The organism is Streptomyces sp. NPDC002671 (genome assembly GCF_053592475.1).
In genome coordinates, this window is record NZ_JBSFVU010000004.1 from 321,637 (window position 1) to 337,377 (window position 15,741).

Below are 15,741 nucleotides of genomic sequence, written 5' to 3' on the forward strand. Positions count from 1 at the left end.
ACGCGAAGGGGACCGGCGGAAGCTACGGCACCGCTACGGACCGGTTACCACGGCCGTGCTCTCGACCTCACTCACCCACCTCACTCCCCCACCTCCACGAGCTTCTTGCCCTCGAAGGTCATGACCTCGAAGTGGTCGATCTGGTTGGGGCTGAAGGCGGCGCCGCCGTGGACGTAGAGCGGCTTCTTCGCCTCGTCGGACTTGGCGTTCGGGACGCCGTAGCCCCAGTCCGGGACGGACCATGAGGTCACCGTCTCGCGTTCGCCGTTCTTGCCGACGGCGACGAGCGAGCACCGCTTCGGGCCGGTGACGTTCTTCAGCTCCAGCACCGCATGGGTGCCCCACTCCCTCTTCTCCGTCGCGACGGTCGCCGTGACATGGGTCGCAGGATCCGTGGCCGTCCTCTTGTCGGACATGGTCTGGAAGGCGGACTGGGCCGGCCCCATGGCCTGCATGCCGCCGTTGTCCGAGCCGCCGCTGGTGGTGAGCACGACGAGCGGCCCACCGACGATCAGCGCAGCCGCGGCGGCGACGAGATAGAACCCGCGCCGGCGCTTCTGCGCACGCTTCACGGCGACCTCGTCGACGAGCCGCTCCGCCAGGCGCGGGCTGGGCCTGGCCGACAGGGACTCGCCGATCGAGGGAGTGCTGCCGGAACCGGGCAGGTCCGCGAGGGCGGCCAGCATCGGCTCCATCCCGGCCAGCTCGTCCAGCTGCTGGGCGCACCAGTCGCAGCCGGCGAGGTGGACCTCGAAAGCGGTCGCCTCGGCGTCGTCGAGGATCCCGAGAGCGTAGGCACCGACGGCCTCGTGCTCGCTAGGCACCGAAGATCCCTCACCCGGGTTCATGGGACCAGTCATACCCGTACCACCTGCACCAAATCCCAGTTTTCCCCCGTACCCGCTCATCACGCCGTCACCCCCCGCTCCTCCAGTGCCAGCTTCATGGACCGCAGGGCGTAGAACACCCGAGAACGCACCGTGCCGCTGGGAATACCCAGCGTTTCGGCCGCCTCGTTGACCGTACGTCCCTTGAAGTACGTCTCGACGAGCACCTCCCGGTGGGCCGGGGTCAGGTCGTCGAGCGCGTCGGACAGCGTCATCAGCCACAGCGCCTTGTCGATCTCGTCCTCCGCGGGGATGACCTCCAGCGGCGACGGATCGACCTCCTGCGGCCGGGCCTGCCGGCTGCGGTGGCCGTCGATGACGATGCGGCGCGCGACCGTCACCAGCCAGGGGCGTACCGATCCGGTCGCCCGATTGAGCTGACCGGCGTTCTTCCAGGCACGGATGAGCGTTTCCTGTACGACGTCCTCGGCGCGCTGCCGATCACCGGCGACCAGCCGCAGGACATAGGCGAGCAGAGGCCCCGCGTGCTCCCGGTACAGGGCACGCATCAGCTCCTCGTCCGGCTCCGAGGGCTGGGAGGGCATGCGATGTCGGGCCCTCGGTCCTCGTTCATTGGCCACGGCCGCATCCTTGCGCACGCCCACCTCCGGTGTCCGGGGGTTCCCCCAGTCGGTCGCTCGCCCACCCGTACGGACGGAGGTGGCAGGGTGTTCAAAGGGGGTGGCGATTTTTCTCTCGACTGAGGGCGGGAGCGGGGCGTTTCCACACATTCTCACCACATGTTGTTCATGCCCCCGACGTATGGGCAGGGTTGGGCGGCACGTCGCCCCCGGGGGCTCTCAAGCCCGCGCGAGGGCGGCCCGCCGCCGGTGCCGGGCGACCCTCTCCCGATTCCCGCAGACTTCACTGGAGCACCAGCGCCTCCGGCGCCCGCGGGAGGTGTCGAGATAGACGATGGGACAGTTGTCCCCTTCACACTCCCTGAGGGCCGCGCGCGCGACGGGATCGGTGAGCAGCTCGACGGCATCCCGGGCGACGGCACCGAGCAGCGCGGCGCACTCGACGGGTGCGGCCAACTCCCGTATCAGTACACCGTCTTCACCGGGTACGGCACGTGGCGCGGGCGGTGCGGCATGGGCAACGTCGTTGAGCCGGGCGAGCGAGCGTGCATACGACGGCGCGCTCACACCACCTCCGACGCCCACCAACCGCCCTACGCACCCTCGCAGTTCCCGGAACCCGACCAGCCAGGAGGCATCGACATGCCCCAGCGCCGTACCGGCCGGGACCAGCCCGGCACCGACGATCCAGGCACACAACGTCTCGACGGCGTCGAGACGTTCGGCCGGGTGCGTGGTCGCGAGAAGATCCAGACAGATCCGCCCGGCATCGAACCGCAGCTCGTACGGGGGCGTGGCCGTACCCAGTGCCATGTGCCTGTCACCGCCTAGGCAGGAACCGTGCAGGGGGAACCATTCCGTGGCTCCCTTTCACAGTGCCCGTCCCTGCGGGCTGCCGGAACCCCTCGTACCGGCTCGGCGGCCCTCAGGGCAGGAACGCCTCCACCACGGCCCGGGTCAGGGTCCGGTACCGCTCCTCGCCCAGACCGCCCGGGAAGTGCCCGCCGAGCTCCAGGCTGATCACCCCGTGGGACGCCGCCCACAGGGTGTCGGTGACCTCGTCGACGTCGGCGTCCGCACGCAGCACGCCGGCCTCGATCGCGGCGCGGACCGCTTCCCGCAGCACGTCCAGGCTGGCCGCGGCTGCGGCGCGGGACTCCTCGTCCGGTACGAAGCCTGGGATGGCCTCGCCGTGCATGACGCGGTAGAAGTTGGGCTCTTCCAGGGCGTTGGCGCGGTAGGCGCGGCCGAGGGCGGCGAGGTACTCGGCCGGGTCCGTGCCGCGTGGCACGGCGTCGAGGCGGCGGTGTAGTCGGGCGAAACCTTCGCGGTAGAGCGCCTCCGCGATGCCCTCCTTGGCGCCGAACAGGCGGTACAGGACGGTGGTCGAGCAGTCGGCGGCGGCGGCCAGGCGACGCATGCTCAGCGCGGCCGGGCCCTCGGCGACCAGCAGCCCGGCGGCGATGTCGAGCATGGTGGTGCGCAGAGCCTCCTTGCCCTGGGCCTGGGCCCGGGCGAAGGCGCCGGTCGGTGATTTGGCGGGCATGGAAACGATCCTCCGGGAATGACTGTCGGACGGCGCTGATGACTACTGCCAATCGGACAGCGGCCGGTAGATCGGCACGCCGGCTTCCTCCAGCGCGGTCCGCCGGGCGAAGTACTCGTCACCCATCGGATCCACCCCCAGGAGCGGCATCGCGCTGCGCCACGTCGTCACATCCTCCGGTGCCAGCTCCGTGGCGGTCTCGAAATGCCGCTCGGCCGCCTGCCGGTGGCCGTGGCGCAGCAGCCAGAGCGCCAGCGTCGCCTCCGTACGGGCGCGCTGCTGCTGCGGGGTGCCCGCCAGGGTCAACTCCGCGACCGTGTCGGCGTCGAGGCCCGAGTCGCCGGTCGTCACCCAGCGCCGCAGCGCGCCGAGGGCCTTCGCGGAGTCCAGGCCGCTCATGGAGCGGAAGAGGTCGGTCGCGAACTGGGTGTCGTTCGGGCGGACGATGCGGCCCTGTTCGTCGATCCAGAGCACGGTCGGGACGTTGAGCAGCTGGTACAGGTCGGCGACCCGGCCGTCGACGTCGATCAACGCGGGGTGCGTAGGCGCGGCCTCGGCGATCCACGGCGCGGCATCTTCGATCCTGCGGTCCACGGCGACGCTCACCACGGTGAGGCCCTCGGCGGCCAACGCGGCGTGCTGGCGCTCCCACTCGGGGAGGTCGTAGCGGCAGCCGCACCACGAGGCCCAGAAGACGAGCGCCACCTTCCGTCCGCGCAGCTCGCCCAGCGAGTGCTCGACACCGTTGACGTCCGGCAGGGTGAAGTCGGGTGCCTGGTCGCCGACCAGGGCTGCCGACCTGTCGGCGGCCGACGCGCCGAGCGCCATGACCCCGGCGTCGGGTTCGATCGCCACCGGCCGGCCCAGCATCTCGGCGAAGGCGGTGACGTCCAGCATCCCGGCGTCCCCGTCCCCGTCCGCGTCCTCGATCCGCGCGACGGCGGCGGCCGGAACGCAGATGTCGCCCTGGCACCAGCCCTGCGGCTTGCGCGTGAACCCGAGCGTGCGCTCGACGTCCGTGAAGGCGAGCCAGACGTGGGGGCTCGCGCCGCCCTCGCCGACGCCCGTTCGGAACTCGGCCTCGACGTGACTCTCGACGTGGTCGTCCAGGACTGTCAGCCGGACGGTGGTCCGGGCACTGCTCGCGGTCGTGATCACGGTGTCGCACATGGCGCCGCCCCCTTGGTTAATAACAGCGTTACTTAACAATAACGCTGTTACCGTACGGCAAACCACCTCCCCCGGCAAGCGGACGATCTGCGAGATCGGCGCCGCCCCTAAAGGCGCATCTCTTCCTCGATGACGCGGGCAATCTCCGACCACGGCGCGCACAAGGCACCGACGAGCGACCAGTAGCCGTACATATCCCGGACCAGCGCCCCGACGCCAAGGCGTGCGGCGTCTCGGTCGATGGCGCCTATGACCCGCCGAGTGATTCCTCCCGCTCCTCGGGCAGCCGGGGTGATCCCGTGACCGAGTAGGAGCGTGGCCGTACGGATGGCATCCAGCGTGGTAGGCGGCGCAGCCCCAGCGAAGCTGCCGTAGATCAGTTGGTGCCAGCACTCCTGGGTGCGAGCCCACGCCAGGCGCTCCAGTCCGCTGCCGAGGTCTACGGCCATGCGGCCTGGGTGATCGCTGTTCCACAGGAGGACGATGTCGCCAAGGGTGCGGTCCAGGTGGTAGAAGCGCAGCGTGATTCCCTCGACCTGCCGCCGACGCCACGAGGACAGCTCGCCGTTGATGCTCAGGTGCCGTGCATGGAAGCCGAGCTGGGAGAGGACCGTCAGCCAGCCGTCGAGGATGGCGCCGCACTCGTCCAGGCTGCCTATGCGTTGGACCCGGGATATGTTGAAGAAAGAGGTCAGAAAGCCGTCCTTCAAGTGGCCAGTGTCGTCTCGCTGACCCGTGAAGCGAACGACCGGCTGGGGAAGGAACCCGCTTCGATGCGTGTGGAGTTGGCCGTCCTTGAGAAGCGGGTCGAGTGCCTGGACCGCGGAGATGGTCAGCTCGGTCTCCCGGCCCCAGCGGAGGGGAAGGCAGGCATCACGTACAGCTCCAACTCGTGCGAAGCCAGTCTCCAGGGAGTCGAGCAGTTCCCTCCATGAAGGTGGTCTGCGCGGTGGCCTGTAGGGGGTTCCGCGGTTCGGATGGCGGACCTCGACCTGACGGCCATCGGCCGTGAACTCCCAGTGCGGGCCTAACGCGGCACGCAACACGCCGGGTATCTGCTGGGCCAAGTCGTCCCCGACCGTGCGGTTCGCGCGGGTCAGCACGGCCGTGTCGCCATCGTCTGGAAGTGGCGGACCGGGTCAAAGCGCTGCATCCCGATCTCCTGGACCCGGCGGTGGTCGAGGTCTTCCGCCTGCTGGATCGAGCCGGCGAGCCTCCGCGCTGCCGTCTCATCGTCCTCCTGTGGATCGACGACGGCGACCGCACCGGTCTCGTTGCACAGGGCTGCCTGGGCACATGTCCCATCCCTCCAGGTCAGAGCAGCCATGGGGGTGCCGGCGCGGAGGGATTCACCGAAGACGGCGGCACCGGCCTCCACGTACGCACGCGCGTGCGTATAGACGAAGACAGACGCCTCGGCCATCGCGGCCGTCTTGGCAGTGCCACCGAGTTCCCCGACCCAATCCACGTGTTCGGCGGTGAAGAGGCGCTCGTGGTGACGCACGTACTCCCTGTCGAAGACCGGCCCGACGATTCGGATTCGGCGGCTAAGTATCTGTGCCGCGCGCACCGCGATATGCGGGGCCTTGTCCTCGTCGATCCGGCCGAGCCAGACGAGGTCGGTACCGGCGGTGGCTGGAGGCTCCTCCTCGCAGAGGCCGAGGTGAACGGCGAGCTCGGGGATCGGCCTGTGGTCGGCGTAGCGCTTGGTCATCTCGGGCGAGTAGCAGTAGAGCCGCGACCGCCGGCCGTCGAAGGCGGTGTCGGTGTGTTGGAAGACCGGCGAGTGCTGGAAGGTGGCGACGTCGCAGTCCAGCTCGCTCCACGTGCGGGTCCAGGCCGGCAGCGACGGGTACTCGTGGCCCACGACAAGGAGGTCGTACCCGCTGGCTCGCAGCTCGCGCTCGGCGAGCATTCCGGGTGTGATGTCCTCCAGCCGGACCGGCTTGCGGACCCAGTCATGCTCCAGGTCCGTGAGCCAGCCCGGCCCGAGGAGGTGTACATCGGCGTCTGCGGCTCGGGCGCCTATGGCGACTGCCCACAGCCATCGTTCGATTCCGCCGTATCCGGCGGGTGGAAAGGCGTAGCTACCAGGGAAGTCGCAGACGCCGACGAGCACTATGCCTCCGGTGTTCCGTCCGCCGAGATCCGGCGGAAGCCGAGGTACGGGACGAGGGATTCGGGCAGGAGGATGGAACCGTCCTGCTGCTGGCACTGCTCAAGGAGAGCGGCCAGGGTGCGGCCGATGGGCAGGCCGGAGCCGTTGAGGGTGGCGACAAGCTTGGGCTTGCCGTCCTCGCCGCGGGTCCGGATGCTCGCCCGGCGGGCCTGGAAGGTGCCGAAGTTCGAAATCGAGGAGATCTCGCGGTACGTGTTCTGGCTCGGGATCCAGACCTCGATGTCGTAGGTGAGCTGGGCGGAGAAGCCCGTGTCGCCGGCGGCCAGCTTGACGACGCGGTAGGCGAGGCCGAGTTCCTTCAGGCACTCCTCGGCGTGGCCGATCATCTTCTCCAGCTCGGCGTTGGCGTCCGCCGGGTCGACGATGCGGACGATCTCGACCTTGGCGAACTGGTGCTGGCGGATCAGGCCCCGGGTGTCGCGGCCGTACGAGCCCGCCTCAGACCGGAAGCACGGGGTGTGCGCGGTGAGCGCGAGCGGCAGCTCCGCCGGGGGGATGATCTCGTCGGCGTACAGGTTGGTCAGCGGGACCTCGGCCGTCGGGATGAGGAACAGCTCACGGTCGGCGACGCCGGTCTTGAACAGGTCTTCCTCGAATTTCGGGAGCTGGCCGGTGCCGGTCATGGTCTTGCGGCTGACCAGGTAGGGGACCGCGTACTCGACGTAGCCGTGCCGACGGGTGTGGAGGTCGAGGAAGAGCGTGGCCAGGGCACGCTCCAGGGCGGCACCAGCACCGCGGGAGACCGCGAAGCGCGGGCCGGACAGCTTTGTGGCCCTGCCGAAGTCGAGGATGCCGGTGGCCTCGCCGAGGTCGACGTGGTCCTTCGGCTCGAACGGGAACGCGGGAGGCGTGCCGACGCGCCGGACCTCGACGGCGAACTCCTCGGAGTCGCCATCGGGGGCCGAGTCGTCTGGCAGGTTCGGGATGCTGAGGAGCAGGTCACGAAGCTGGGCCTCGATCTGCTCCTGGCCGACCTCGATCTCGCGGATCTGTTCCTTCAGTTCGCGGGCGCGCTCCTTGAGCTTGGTGATGTCGCCGCCCTGCTTCGCCGTCTGCTGGACCTCGCTCGCCACTCGCTTGGACTCTGCCCGCAGCTCGTCGGCCGAGCGGATGTTCTGGTTGCGTCGAGAGTGGAGGGACTCCAGCTCGGACAGGTCCAGGGTGTAGCCGCGACGAGCGAGCCGACGAACCGCTTCGGCACCCATGTCGATCAGGGCGCGGGCATCATGCATGAGGAAGATCCTTCTGATCCTGCGAGTGGGATGGGGATGCGGAAACGACCGTAGCAACCGCCGTGCCGTTCCCGTTCCGGAATATCCTCCCGTCACCGGTATCGGCGGCACGGCACTCAGCGCCGGCTTCGAGATCGTTCATCAGTGTCCCGACCGCCAGGCCATGGGCCACGAGGACGCGAGGGCCGGGGTGGTCCAGAGCCGCGAGCACCCCCGTGAGCATCCTGCGGATTCCCTCGCTCTGGGATTCGGTGCTGGCGGGCGGTTGCTCGTCGGCGCGTTCTCACGCTGTGGAGGGGCAGGCTGGTTCATGGTCAGCGCCCGATAATCGGTTCCCTGGGGTTAGGGCCGACAGCCACGCGAGGACGTCGGCCATCCGCGGTGCGCGTGTGTCAGAGGTTTCGAGGTAGTAGAGGAGACCGTCCAGTGCCAGGGCTCGGCACCACGGCGCGAGCACGGGGACGGGGATACGAGCGATCCGGGCGGCCGTAGCCAGGCGAGCATCCGTGCCGTGCCCGAGGTCGTAGTACACGGTCCAGAAGGCCCAGTCGAAGGCGGCGTCGCCCACCATCGGAAGGGGATCGATGAACCGCGGGTGCCCCAGCCAGTCGAAGAGCACGTTCTCGCGGTAGAGGTCCGTGTGCAGGACCGTCGCACGGCCTTCGTCCTCCTCCAAGGCCAGGAACTCGGGGAGGATCGCGTTGACGAGGTCGTGCCACGTGCCAAGGTCGACCGCCCCCAGTCTGCGCCGCACCCGCGGGCATATTTCCTGGTGCAGGTACGTGGCCAGAGGCGGGAGGTCACGCGGTCGGCGACGACGCCGGCCGAAGGTGTGGAGGCCGTGGAGGGCGGCGGAGACCGTCTGTAGCTCCCGTGGTGGCCGCTCGCCGCCGCCCGGCTGGCTGCTGATCATTTCCATGGCCGCCACGGCGAGGTCGTCCGCCACCTCGACAACGTCCGCCGTGGGACCGCCCGCCCAAAGGCGCAGGGCGGTCACCTCGTTGCGGAACCGGGTGGGGTCAGCCCACGCCTTGAGGAGCAGCGGACGCCCGTCGAGGGTGCCGGCCGTGGCGATCACGGAGGCGTGTCCGGCGTCGTGGTACGCCCCGAGAGTGAGCTTCCAGCGCTTCGTCGCCTGGTCCAGCAGAGCGGGCACGGTGTCGAGCCACCCGGAGACCTCGGTGCCATAGTGGATGATCAGGCGCTCCCGGCACTCCGTGGAGACCTCTCCAAGCGTCCGCTTCACCATCAGCTCAGCACGATCCCGTCGGAGACCAGCTCGTCGGTGAGGGCGGGAAACTCTCCCAGCGCTTCCTCCACCAACGCCTGCACCTTGTCCACCTCGGCGTCCGGAGACGACAAGCGGACGAGAACGCGCCACGGCTGGTCGAGGCGCTGTCCGGTGGCGCTCACCAGGTGGACCTCGGCGTGGCCTCCGGTCGCCTCGTGGAGCCGCTCGGCGAGCCGTCGCGCGGCAATGTTGTAGAGCTTGCCCACGTGGTACACGGGGTTCTTGCCGTTGGCGCCCTCCAGGTTCATCGGCCGCAGCGGCGTGATGAGCCCGTTGACCCGGTTGCCGCGGCCGACAACTCCTTCGTCGCCGGACTCGATCGAACTGCCGGTGTACGTGAGGTACAGCTCGTCCTTCTCCGGCACGTCGCGTGCGTTGAGCCGGAACCGCGCGTCCGCACCCGGAAGCCGGAGGGAGGCGAGTCTGTGGCACTCGGCGAGCACGCTCTCCGCGTTCCGCACGTACTCGGCCCGGTTGGCGACGAACAGCGACTTCTGCGGGACGCAGAGCACGACATCGGCCTGCTCTCCGTCCCAGTAGCCCATGAGCTTGACGTCCGATCCGCACCAGGTGTGGGTGCGGGTGAACTCGCTGTTCCCGGAGAAGTGGTTCACCAGCTCGCGGACGAAGGACTCGAAGGTGTTCTCCGGTGCCCAACCGGTTCCCAGTGAGGTGTCGTTGGACAGCCTCACCCGCCGCTCCCGCAGGTCCTCGATCGACCGCGGGTTGAACCAACGCGTCCGGTCAGGCACCTCATCGCTCGTAAGGACGGCACCTGGGCTCGAATTGCTGGTGATGTTGAAGACGACGTCGAGATGGTCCGAGACCTCGGGGAGCCGCTCGTCGAAGAACGCCCGTACCTCGGCCTCCACGATCTCCTCGACGGGAATCCTCTCTCCGCCGCACGCGGGCGCGGCACGGCCGTTGACGAGCACCCTGACCGGAGCGGTCATCCGGCCGGCGCCGTACCGGACCTCACTCGCGCCGCCGAGGAGGGCGAGCTTGTCGAAGTTGTGGTGCAGCACGTCACCGAAGCGCTCGACGGTGTGGTGGCTGTAGGCGCGGGAAAGCCGCTCGGCGAGGTGGTCGGCCAGGGTGTCCGGGTGACCAAGGCCCTTCCGTTCCACGATGGTCGTCGCATCCGGTCTGGCCATGGCGGTGTCGATGACGAGGCGGCTGTTGCCGATGGTCGTGCTGGTACGAGGCATGACGAACTCCCGTTTGGTGTGGACGAAAGGTGGATGAGTGCAGGCGTCGGCGCGCCTGGGTGAGCAGTGAGCGAGGATTCAGCGCGGAACGCCAGCGGCGCGCAGCGCCGAGACAGCCCGAGTCAGCAACGCGTAGGCGGCTGGGGCGTGGTCCTCGGCGGCAAGCCGGTAGACATCGCGCGTCGCGATGAGGTCGATGTCCTGAGGGCGACGGCGATCAAGCCAGAGCAGTAGGCGCCAGGCCAGAGCCGAGCCGCTGAACGGCAGCCGGCTCATGAGATCGATCGGGACAGGGCCGGGCTTCACGCCCGCGTAGAGCAAGTCACGTACGAGGTGAAAGACCACGTCGGCGTAGTCGACGACGGCGGGCCCGCGGGCGCTGGCCTCCCAGTCGACGACGCTCAGTTGGTGGTCGTCGACCAAGAGGTGCTCGGGCTTGAGATCACCGTGGAGGTAGACGACGGGATGTGATTCAAGGGGCTGAAGTGCCTCGGTCAGGGCTGCCCACCACGGTCGCAGTCGGCAGCGCGGAGAGAGCTGGTTGAGCAGGAAGTGGTGCTGGAGAGCAGGGCGCCCTCCTTCATCGGCCCAACCGGAACCAGGTGCCAGACCAGTCGAAGACCGGTGAAGCCTCTGTGTCAGACCAAGGACGTGGCCGATGTACTCCTCGATCGCCCGACCCGTCCGAATGCCACATGGCATGCCTGGTAGCACGCGGAACACCGACCAAGATCCGGTGCCGCACCTGCCTGTGGCCAGGACTTCCGGAACCGACAAGCTCCAGTGAGCCGCACGCCGGACCGTCTCCGCCTCGCGGTTCCGCCGGCCCTCGGGATCAACCCCGATGTAGACCTTCAGCAGAGAGCCACCGTCGACTGCCCGCTGCGTCCTGGAGTACGGCTTGACGGTCACAGGCCCGAAAGGACCGCAACGGAGCTCGGCCGTCCGTAACGTCACGTCGCCATCAAGCACAGGTCGCCTCCTGCCCTCTCCGATCTCGTACGGACACTGGAGACCGAGGCGGGCGAGCGACGACCGCGTCGGTGTGACCATGACAGCGGTTCGGGGGTCCGCGGAGTATCACGAGCTGTTGCCCAAGCTGCTCATCAACGGCTCATAGCCGAGTGACCTGACTTTTCAACATCCGCTATCACACGCGTTCATGAGAGGCTGACCTAGGCTCCGGATCATGACCAGGGATGGGCAGGCGATAGGCGCAGTGGGGAAGAGTCGCCCCGGGTGGCGCCCGGACAAGCTGAGACAGCAACGCGAAGCCCACGGTCTGACACTCGAAGGCGCGGGCGAGCAACTGCGCGAGGTGGCCCGGGCAGCGGGTCTCGCGGTGCCGGCCGCCAACTTCCAGACACTGTGGCAGCATGAGCAAGGTGAGGTCTATCCCGGACCGCACTACCGCCGGGCGTACTGCTTGCTGTACCGCGCGACCGAGCCCGAGCTCGGCTTCCGCAACGCCCTGCCCGACGAGGCCAGGAAGCTCAAGTTCACCGCGTCGAGCGAACCGCACAGCGGAGCCCACGTACTGGCTGTGGAGCGCGCGTTGCTCCAACTCTCACCCGGTACGGAGGACACCGACGGGCAGGGCATACAGCAACGCATCCTCGACGCCTGGAAGCGCCGCCACACCGGCGGCGACCCGAACAAGCCGACACTGATGATGGTCGGTGGCTATGCAGGGAGCGGGAAGTCGGAGTTCGCCCGCTTCATATCCCAGCTCACTGGCTGGCCCGTTCTCGACAAGGACCCGATCACGCGTCCCCTCGCCGAGCGACTCCTCGTGGAAATGGGCAGCGACCCAAACGACCGACACACTGACCTCTACCGGGAGAAGGTCCGCCCGCTGGAGTACCAGTGCCTGCTGGAGACCGCCTACGCCAACATCGACTGCGCGATCAGCACAGTGCTCACCGCGCCGTTCATCTCCGAAGCCACCGATCCTCGGTGGATGCGGCGTCTGATCAACCGTTGCGAGGCCCGTGGCGTCACCGTCGCTGTCGCCTGGATCCAGTGCGATCTCGACACGATGCACGAGTACATCAGCTTCCGTTCCGCCGCCCGGGACAGCTGGAAACTCCAGAACTGGGATGCGTACGCCGCCGGGATCGATCCCGAGCTGCGGCCCGTCGTACCGCACTTGGTTGTCGACAACCGGCTAGGAGCCGCGATATCGCTCACGGACCAGGTGCGTCAGGTCTTCGGGACGGTGTTCCAATGATGCAGGGCATCCTGCTGTACGGGCCGCCGACAGCAGGCAAGGACACAATCACGGACGTACTCACCGAACTCGGCGCGCGGTACGTGCGGTTCACCCGACTCAAGATCGGGACGGGGAACACCAAGGGCTATCGGATGGGCACACCGGAGCAGTTGACGGACCTGGAGGCGCGCGGCGACGTCATCTACCGCAATGAGCGGTACGGCAACATCTACGTCGTCGACCGGCCCGGTCTCGAACAGGCCATGGAGGGCGGCCGGACCCCCATCGTCCACCTCGGGCAGATGGCGGGGATGGAGCAGGTGTCATCCCTCTTCCCGGCGCAGTGGGTGCGCGTACTGCTGTGGTGCTCCAAGGAGACCACCGCCCTACGCTCACCGCAGCGGGGCGACAACGACACGGCGGCTCGGCTGGCCGCGTGGGACGCCACCGAGACCGATCTCGCGGCTCATCCGTGGGCTCAGTGGGAGCTGCGCGTGGACACGGATGCGGCAGCACCCCTTGAGGCAGCGAAGCGGATCGACGCCATCGTCCGCACCACGTCACCTCATGCCTGACAGCCAGGAGTCAGCGACCCAGCGGCGCGATCCGCTCAGCCCAGTTCGTCCAGGTCTCGCTCACCGCGCAGGGCTTCCAGTGCCTCGGCGATATCCAGTTGCTCGTCTCTGTTGCCGTCCCACCGTGCGAGCGTCGCAGCAGCGGCGTGCATCAGGGAGTCCGGCAGGCCGACGTCGGCAAGCAGAGCAGCCGCGTCCTCAAGCTCCGGGCCCCAACGCCAGGCGCGGGCTGCGGTCTTGGGGATGTAGTCCGTCTCGATGAGATAGCTGCGGGTGCGCTTGGCCGCGATCGCCAGCAGCTCGTCCGCAACTCCGTACGATTCGGCTGCTCCGTACGCCACAGTGGCGAGGACGCGGGAGACCTTCTGGTAGCTGGAGTACGCGAGCTTGAGTGCGGAGGCTTGGCCCATGCTGTCACCGAGGACGCGGGTCCGAACATCGGTTCCCGAGAAGAGTTCGGCGATCTTGTCGGCCTGTTTGCCGGGGCCGGACACATAGAGCGTCGGGGTCTTGCCGCCCACCGGTGGCGATCCGACCACCGCGGCATCGATGACCGCCATCGGGGCCAGACGGTCGGTGATGCGCTGCACACGGGGCGGCGCGACGGCGTTCGCTTCGACATAGATCGTGCCCGCGCCGGCCATACCGAGCTCGGCCACCTGGGCGGCAACCTCCTCCGCGGCGGCCGGCGGGCACAGGGAGAGAAGCACGTCGGAGCGGGAGACGAGCGCGGGCAGTGCCTCGGGTTCGAGACCTGCGTGCTGAGCCCGGCGGCGGGTTGCCTCGCTGCGTCCGTCGGGGCACCACAGAATGGTGTGGCCACAGGCGCGCAGCTGGGCGCCGAAGGCGGATCCCATGCTGCCGGGGTGCAGCAGCCCGATGGTGTACGTCATGCCGTGGTACTCGCGTGGTTGGCGGAATGGAGAAGCAGCAGGTCGATGGCCGCGCGTGCATGCGGCACGGTGTGGTCCGGCCCGGGATCGTCCGGCGGCCAGAGGTGGACGTTGCCGACCCAGATGGTACGCAGCCCCGCGGAACGTCCGCCGCCGATGTCGTTGACCGGGTTGTCGCCGACCATCCAGCCGCCGTCGCCCAGCAAGGCCCCGCAGCGGGCCGCGGCCAGGGCGAAGTGCCGGGGCTGCGGTTTGCGTGCGTCGGCGTCCTCGGAGACGAAGACGCCATCCACGCGATCGAAGATACCGGTTGCGCGCAGCTTGGCGCGCTGGATGTCCGACGCTCCGTTGGTCGCCACCCCGACTCGCCAGCCGGCTCCACGCAGTGCGTCCAAGCCGTCGAGCACCTCGACGGGGCACGACACCAAGGCGGCGATGTCGGCGCAGTACGCGCGCCACAATTCGTCAGTCGACATGGGCAGCCGGTACCGGGAGCGAATCACGTCAAAGGTTGATGGATAGGCTCGTTCGGCCACCATGCCCAGGACGTATCCCTGCTCCTCGTCCTCTAGGCCATGCCGGGCGGTGAACTCAGCGGCCCAGTCGGCGAGCGCTCCGCGCCGGTCCACAAGCGTGTTGTCGAGGTCGAAGAGAACCAGGAAGCGCTGCACATCCCGCACCCTAATTGCCTGTCCCTCTCCGAGGCACTGCGGGAGACCATCCGCTCCCTGCCCGAGCGGGCGCAGGGTTTCCAAATGCCTCGCACGAGAGGAAGTCCGTCCAGGTGGAGGGCGTGACAGTGATGTGAGGGCGGGTGATGTTCTTCGAGTCGCGGATGTGGATCGTGGTGGGGGTGGGGGCTATTTCGACGCAGTTCGAGCTGTCGCCGCTGTAGGTGGATTTCTGCCAGTGGAGTGTCTGCACGTCGCTCTCTCAGATGTCCCGGATGAGGCTCTGAATGAAGTCGCGCGACTCGGCCGGCTCGAGCGCGCAGGACTCCATGTGATCCAGCACGGCACGGTACTTGCTCAACTGTGCCTCCGCGTCGAGGAATCCGCAGCCGCCGTGATGGGTGTCGAGCTGCACCGTGTCGAGCTGCGGAACCGGGCCCTCGACGTAGTCGAAGGACTGACCCGTGCTCGGGTAGTACTCCGCGTCGAACGGGATCACTCGGACGATGACCTTCGGAAGCTCGCTCATATCGAGGAGATGCTCGAGCTGCCCACGCCTGACGTCGGCGCCGCCGAACCGGATGCGAAGAGCCGACTCGTGGATGATCGCCGCATACGGCAGCGGATCCTCCCGGTGGAGGATCCCCTGCCGTTTCATGCGGTGTGTGAGGCGGTGCTCGATCTCGTACTGCCGCATGGGCGGGACCACTGCTCGGAAGAGGGCGCGGGCGTGGTCCGTCGTCTGCAGCAGTGCGGGAATGTGCATCGCAAGGGCCACCCGCAAACCAGTTGCGTAGTGCTCGAGTTCGGCCAGGTCGACGAGCGCGGCCGGGAGATGTTCGCGGTACTCCTCCCACCAGCCGCGCGTCCGGCGTCCGGTCATCGCCGCCAAGGCGTCGACCATAGCCCCGTCCGAGCAGTCGTACGCGGATGCCAGCGCCCGGACGCGGTCGGAACTGAGAGAGCTGCGGCCTGTCTCGATCATGCTGACCCGCCCCTGGTTGACGCCCAGCCGCGCGGCGGCCTGGGTGACCGTGAGGCCGGACCGCTCTCGGAGTTTGCGCAGTTCAGCGCCAAGACGACGTTGACGCAGGGTGGGGTTGTTGGTGGGCGGCAAGGCGCGTCCTTCCAGGCTGGTGCGCGGCACTTTCGTCACCCACACGAGGTAACTACTGGCACATCTCCCCCGTCTGGGAGATGCATCTCCCGAGTCGCTCTACTGTAGAGCCGTACCGCCCAACTCCCCCCGCCCATAAGCCGGAAGCGCACCTCCCCAGGCAGAGCCACCGCCGGGCG

17 protein-coding genes are annotated in these 15,741 nt (G+C 68.4%); 2 read left to right on the plus strand and 15 right to left on the minus strand.

Annotation, left to right across the window (positions count from 1 at the left end; all coding sequences use genetic code 11):
* Positions 1-80: 80 nt before the first annotated feature.
* The 11 genes from ACWD35_RS08340 to ACWD35_RS08390 all read right to left on the minus strand — a co-directional run bounded on the left by ACWD35_RS08340 (position 81) and on the right by ACWD35_RS08390 (position 11,147).
* Positions 81-860: an anti-sigma factor family protein gene (locus ACWD35_RS08340; RefSeq protein ID WP_451350357.1), complete on the minus strand. Its 780-nt coding sequence runs from the start codon at positions 858-860 to the stop codon at positions 81-83.
* A 47-nt stretch (positions 861-907) separates the two neighbouring features.
* On the minus strand, positions 908-1,492 hold the full coding sequence (locus ACWD35_RS08345) for a sigma-70 family RNA polymerase sigma factor (RefSeq protein ID WP_451350358.1): 585 nt from the start codon (positions 1,490-1,492) through the stop codon (positions 908-910).
* A 195-nt stretch (positions 1,493-1,687) separates the two neighbouring features.
* On the minus strand, positions 1,688-2,281 hold the full coding sequence (locus ACWD35_RS08350; RefSeq protein ID WP_451350359.1) for a CGNR zinc finger domain-containing protein: 594 nt from the start codon (positions 2,279-2,281) through the stop codon (positions 1,688-1,690).
* Positions 2,282-2,393: 112 nt separating this feature from the next.
* Positions 2,394-3,014 carry a TetR/AcrR family transcriptional regulator gene (locus ACWD35_RS08355; RefSeq protein WP_451350360.1) on the minus strand — a complete coding sequence of 207 codons (621 nt, stop codon included), beginning with the start codon at positions 3,012-3,014 and terminating at the stop codon, positions 2,394-2,396.
* Positions 3,015-3,056: 42 nt separating this feature from the next.
* On the minus strand, positions 3,057-4,184 hold the full coding sequence (locus tag ACWD35_RS08360) for a redoxin domain-containing protein (protein ID WP_451350361.1): 1,128 nt from the start codon (positions 4,182-4,184) through the stop codon (positions 3,057-3,059).
* Positions 4,185-4,291: 107 nt separating this feature from the next.
* Positions 4,292-4,894 carry a hypothetical protein gene (locus ACWD35_RS08365; RefSeq protein WP_451350362.1) on the minus strand — a complete coding sequence of 201 codons (603 nt, stop codon included), beginning with the start codon at positions 4,892-4,894 and terminating at the stop codon, positions 4,292-4,294.
* A 386-nt stretch (positions 4,895-5,280) separates the two neighbouring features.
* Positions 5,281-6,303, minus strand: coding sequence for a glycosyltransferase (locus ACWD35_RS08370; RefSeq protein ID WP_451350363.1), 1,023 nt, complete (start codon positions 6,301-6,303; stop codon positions 5,281-5,283).
* Positions 6,303-7,595, minus strand: coding sequence for a serine--tRNA ligase (gene serS / locus ACWD35_RS08375; protein ID WP_451350364.1), 1,293 nt, complete (start codon positions 7,593-7,595; stop codon positions 6,303-6,305). Before serS ends, ACWD35_RS08370 begins: the two co-directional genes overlap by 1 nt.
* A 283-nt stretch (positions 7,596-7,878) precedes the next feature.
* Entirely contained in the window at positions 7,879-8,844 is a 966-nt protein-coding gene (locus ACWD35_RS08380; protein WP_451350365.1) for an aminoglycoside phosphotransferase family protein, read from the minus strand.
* A complete protein-coding gene (locus tag ACWD35_RS08385) occupies positions 8,844-10,094 on the minus strand; it encodes a methionine adenosyltransferase (protein ID WP_451350366.1) in 1,251 nt (416 codons plus the stop codon). The genes ACWD35_RS08380 and ACWD35_RS08385 overlap by 1 nt, the downstream gene beginning before the upstream one ends.
* 78 nt (positions 10,095-10,172) lie before the next feature.
* The gene (locus tag ACWD35_RS08390) at positions 10,173-11,147 is read right to left on the minus strand and encodes an aminoglycoside phosphotransferase family protein (protein WP_451350367.1); all 975 of its coding nucleotides are present in this window, start codon (positions 11,145-11,147) and stop codon (positions 10,173-10,175) included.
* A 136-nt stretch (positions 11,148-11,283) separates the two neighbouring features.
* Between ACWD35_RS08390 and ACWD35_RS08395 the strand changes: the two genes are divergently transcribed.
* Together ACWD35_RS08395 and ACWD35_RS08400 are read left to right on the plus strand one after the other, a co-directional pair.
* On the plus strand, positions 11,284-12,324 hold the full coding sequence (locus ACWD35_RS08395; protein WP_451350368.1) for an AAA family ATPase: 1,041 nt from the start codon (positions 11,284-11,286) through the stop codon (positions 12,322-12,324).
* The gene (locus ACWD35_RS08400; protein ID WP_451350369.1) at positions 12,321-12,881 is read left to right on the plus strand and encodes a guanylate kinase; all 561 of its coding nucleotides are present in this window, start codon (positions 12,321-12,323) and stop codon (positions 12,879-12,881) included. The genes ACWD35_RS08395 and ACWD35_RS08400 overlap by 4 nt, the downstream gene beginning before the upstream one ends.
* Positions 12,882-12,916: 35 nt before the next feature.
* On the opposite strand, the gene ACWD35_RS08405 is transcribed toward ACWD35_RS08400, so the two are convergent.
* Genes ACWD35_RS08405 through ACWD35_RS08420 form a run of 4 tightly spaced genes read right to left on the minus strand, consistent with a single transcriptional unit; the run spans position 12,917 to position 15,562 of the window.
* Entirely contained in the window at positions 12,917-13,774 is an 858-nt protein-coding gene (locus ACWD35_RS08405; protein ID WP_451350370.1) for a DUF1932 domain-containing protein, read from the minus strand.
* Complete coding sequence (locus ACWD35_RS08410; protein WP_451350371.1) at positions 13,771-14,445, minus strand: HAD family hydrolase; 675 nt, start codon at positions 14,443-14,445, stop codon at positions 13,771-13,773. Before ACWD35_RS08410 ends, ACWD35_RS08405 begins: the two co-directional genes overlap by 4 nt.
* Before the next feature lie 10 nt (positions 14,446-14,455).
* Complete coding sequence (locus tag ACWD35_RS08415) at positions 14,456-14,698, minus strand: DUF397 domain-containing protein (RefSeq protein WP_451350372.1); 243 nt, start codon at positions 14,696-14,698, stop codon at positions 14,456-14,458.
* A gap of 9 nt (positions 14,699-14,707) precedes the next feature.
* The gene (locus tag ACWD35_RS08420) at positions 14,708-15,562 is read right to left on the minus strand and encodes a helix-turn-helix domain-containing protein (protein WP_451350435.1); all 855 of its coding nucleotides are present in this window, start codon (positions 15,560-15,562) and stop codon (positions 14,708-14,710) included.
* Between the last annotated feature and the right edge of the window lie 179 nt (positions 15,563-15,741).

What these genes read in the sequence shown, in the direction of transcription:
- ACWD35_RS08340 (WP_451350357.1), bottom strand. Translation starts at nt 860, where the DNA reads ATGACTGGTCCCATGAACCCGGGTGAGGGATCTTCGGTGCCTAGCGAG.
- ACWD35_RS08350 (WP_451350359.1), bottom strand. Translation starts at nt 2,281, where the DNA reads ATGGCACTGGGTACGGCCACGCCCCCGTACGAGCTGCGGTTCGATGCC.
- ACWD35_RS08355 (WP_451350360.1), bottom strand. Translation starts at nt 3,014, where the DNA reads ATGCCCGCCAAATCACCGACCGGCGCCTTCGCCCGGGCCCAGGCCCAG.
- ACWD35_RS08360 (WP_451350361.1), bottom strand. Translation starts at nt 4,184, where the DNA reads ATGTGCGACACCGTGATCACGACCGCGAGCAGTGCCCGGACCACCGTC.
- serS (WP_451350364.1), bottom strand. Translation starts at nt 7,595, where the DNA reads ATGCATGATGCCCGCGCCCTGATCGACATGGGTGCCGAAGCGGTTCGT.
- ACWD35_RS08380 (WP_451350365.1), bottom strand. Translation starts at nt 8,844, where the DNA reads ATGGTGAAGCGGACGCTTGGAGAGGTCTCCACGGAGTGCCGGGAGCGC.
- ACWD35_RS08385 (WP_451350366.1), bottom strand. Translation starts at nt 10,094, where the DNA reads ATGCCTCGTACCAGCACGACCATCGGCAACAGCCGCCTCGTCATCGAC.
- ACWD35_RS08390 (WP_451350367.1), bottom strand. Translation starts at nt 11,147, where the DNA reads ATGGTCACACCGACGCGGTCGTCGCTCGCCCGCCTCGGTCTCCAGTGT.
- ACWD35_RS08395 (WP_451350368.1), top strand. Translation starts at nt 11,284, where the DNA reads ATGACCAGGGATGGGCAGGCGATAGGCGCAGTGGGGAAGAGTCGCCCC.
- ACWD35_RS08400 (WP_451350369.1), top strand. Translation starts at nt 12,321, where the DNA reads ATGATGCAGGGCATCCTGCTGTACGGGCCGCCGACAGCAGGCAAGGAC.
- ACWD35_RS08405 (WP_451350370.1), bottom strand. Translation starts at nt 13,774, where the DNA reads ATGACGTACACCATCGGGCTGCTGCACCCCGGCAGCATGGGATCCGCC.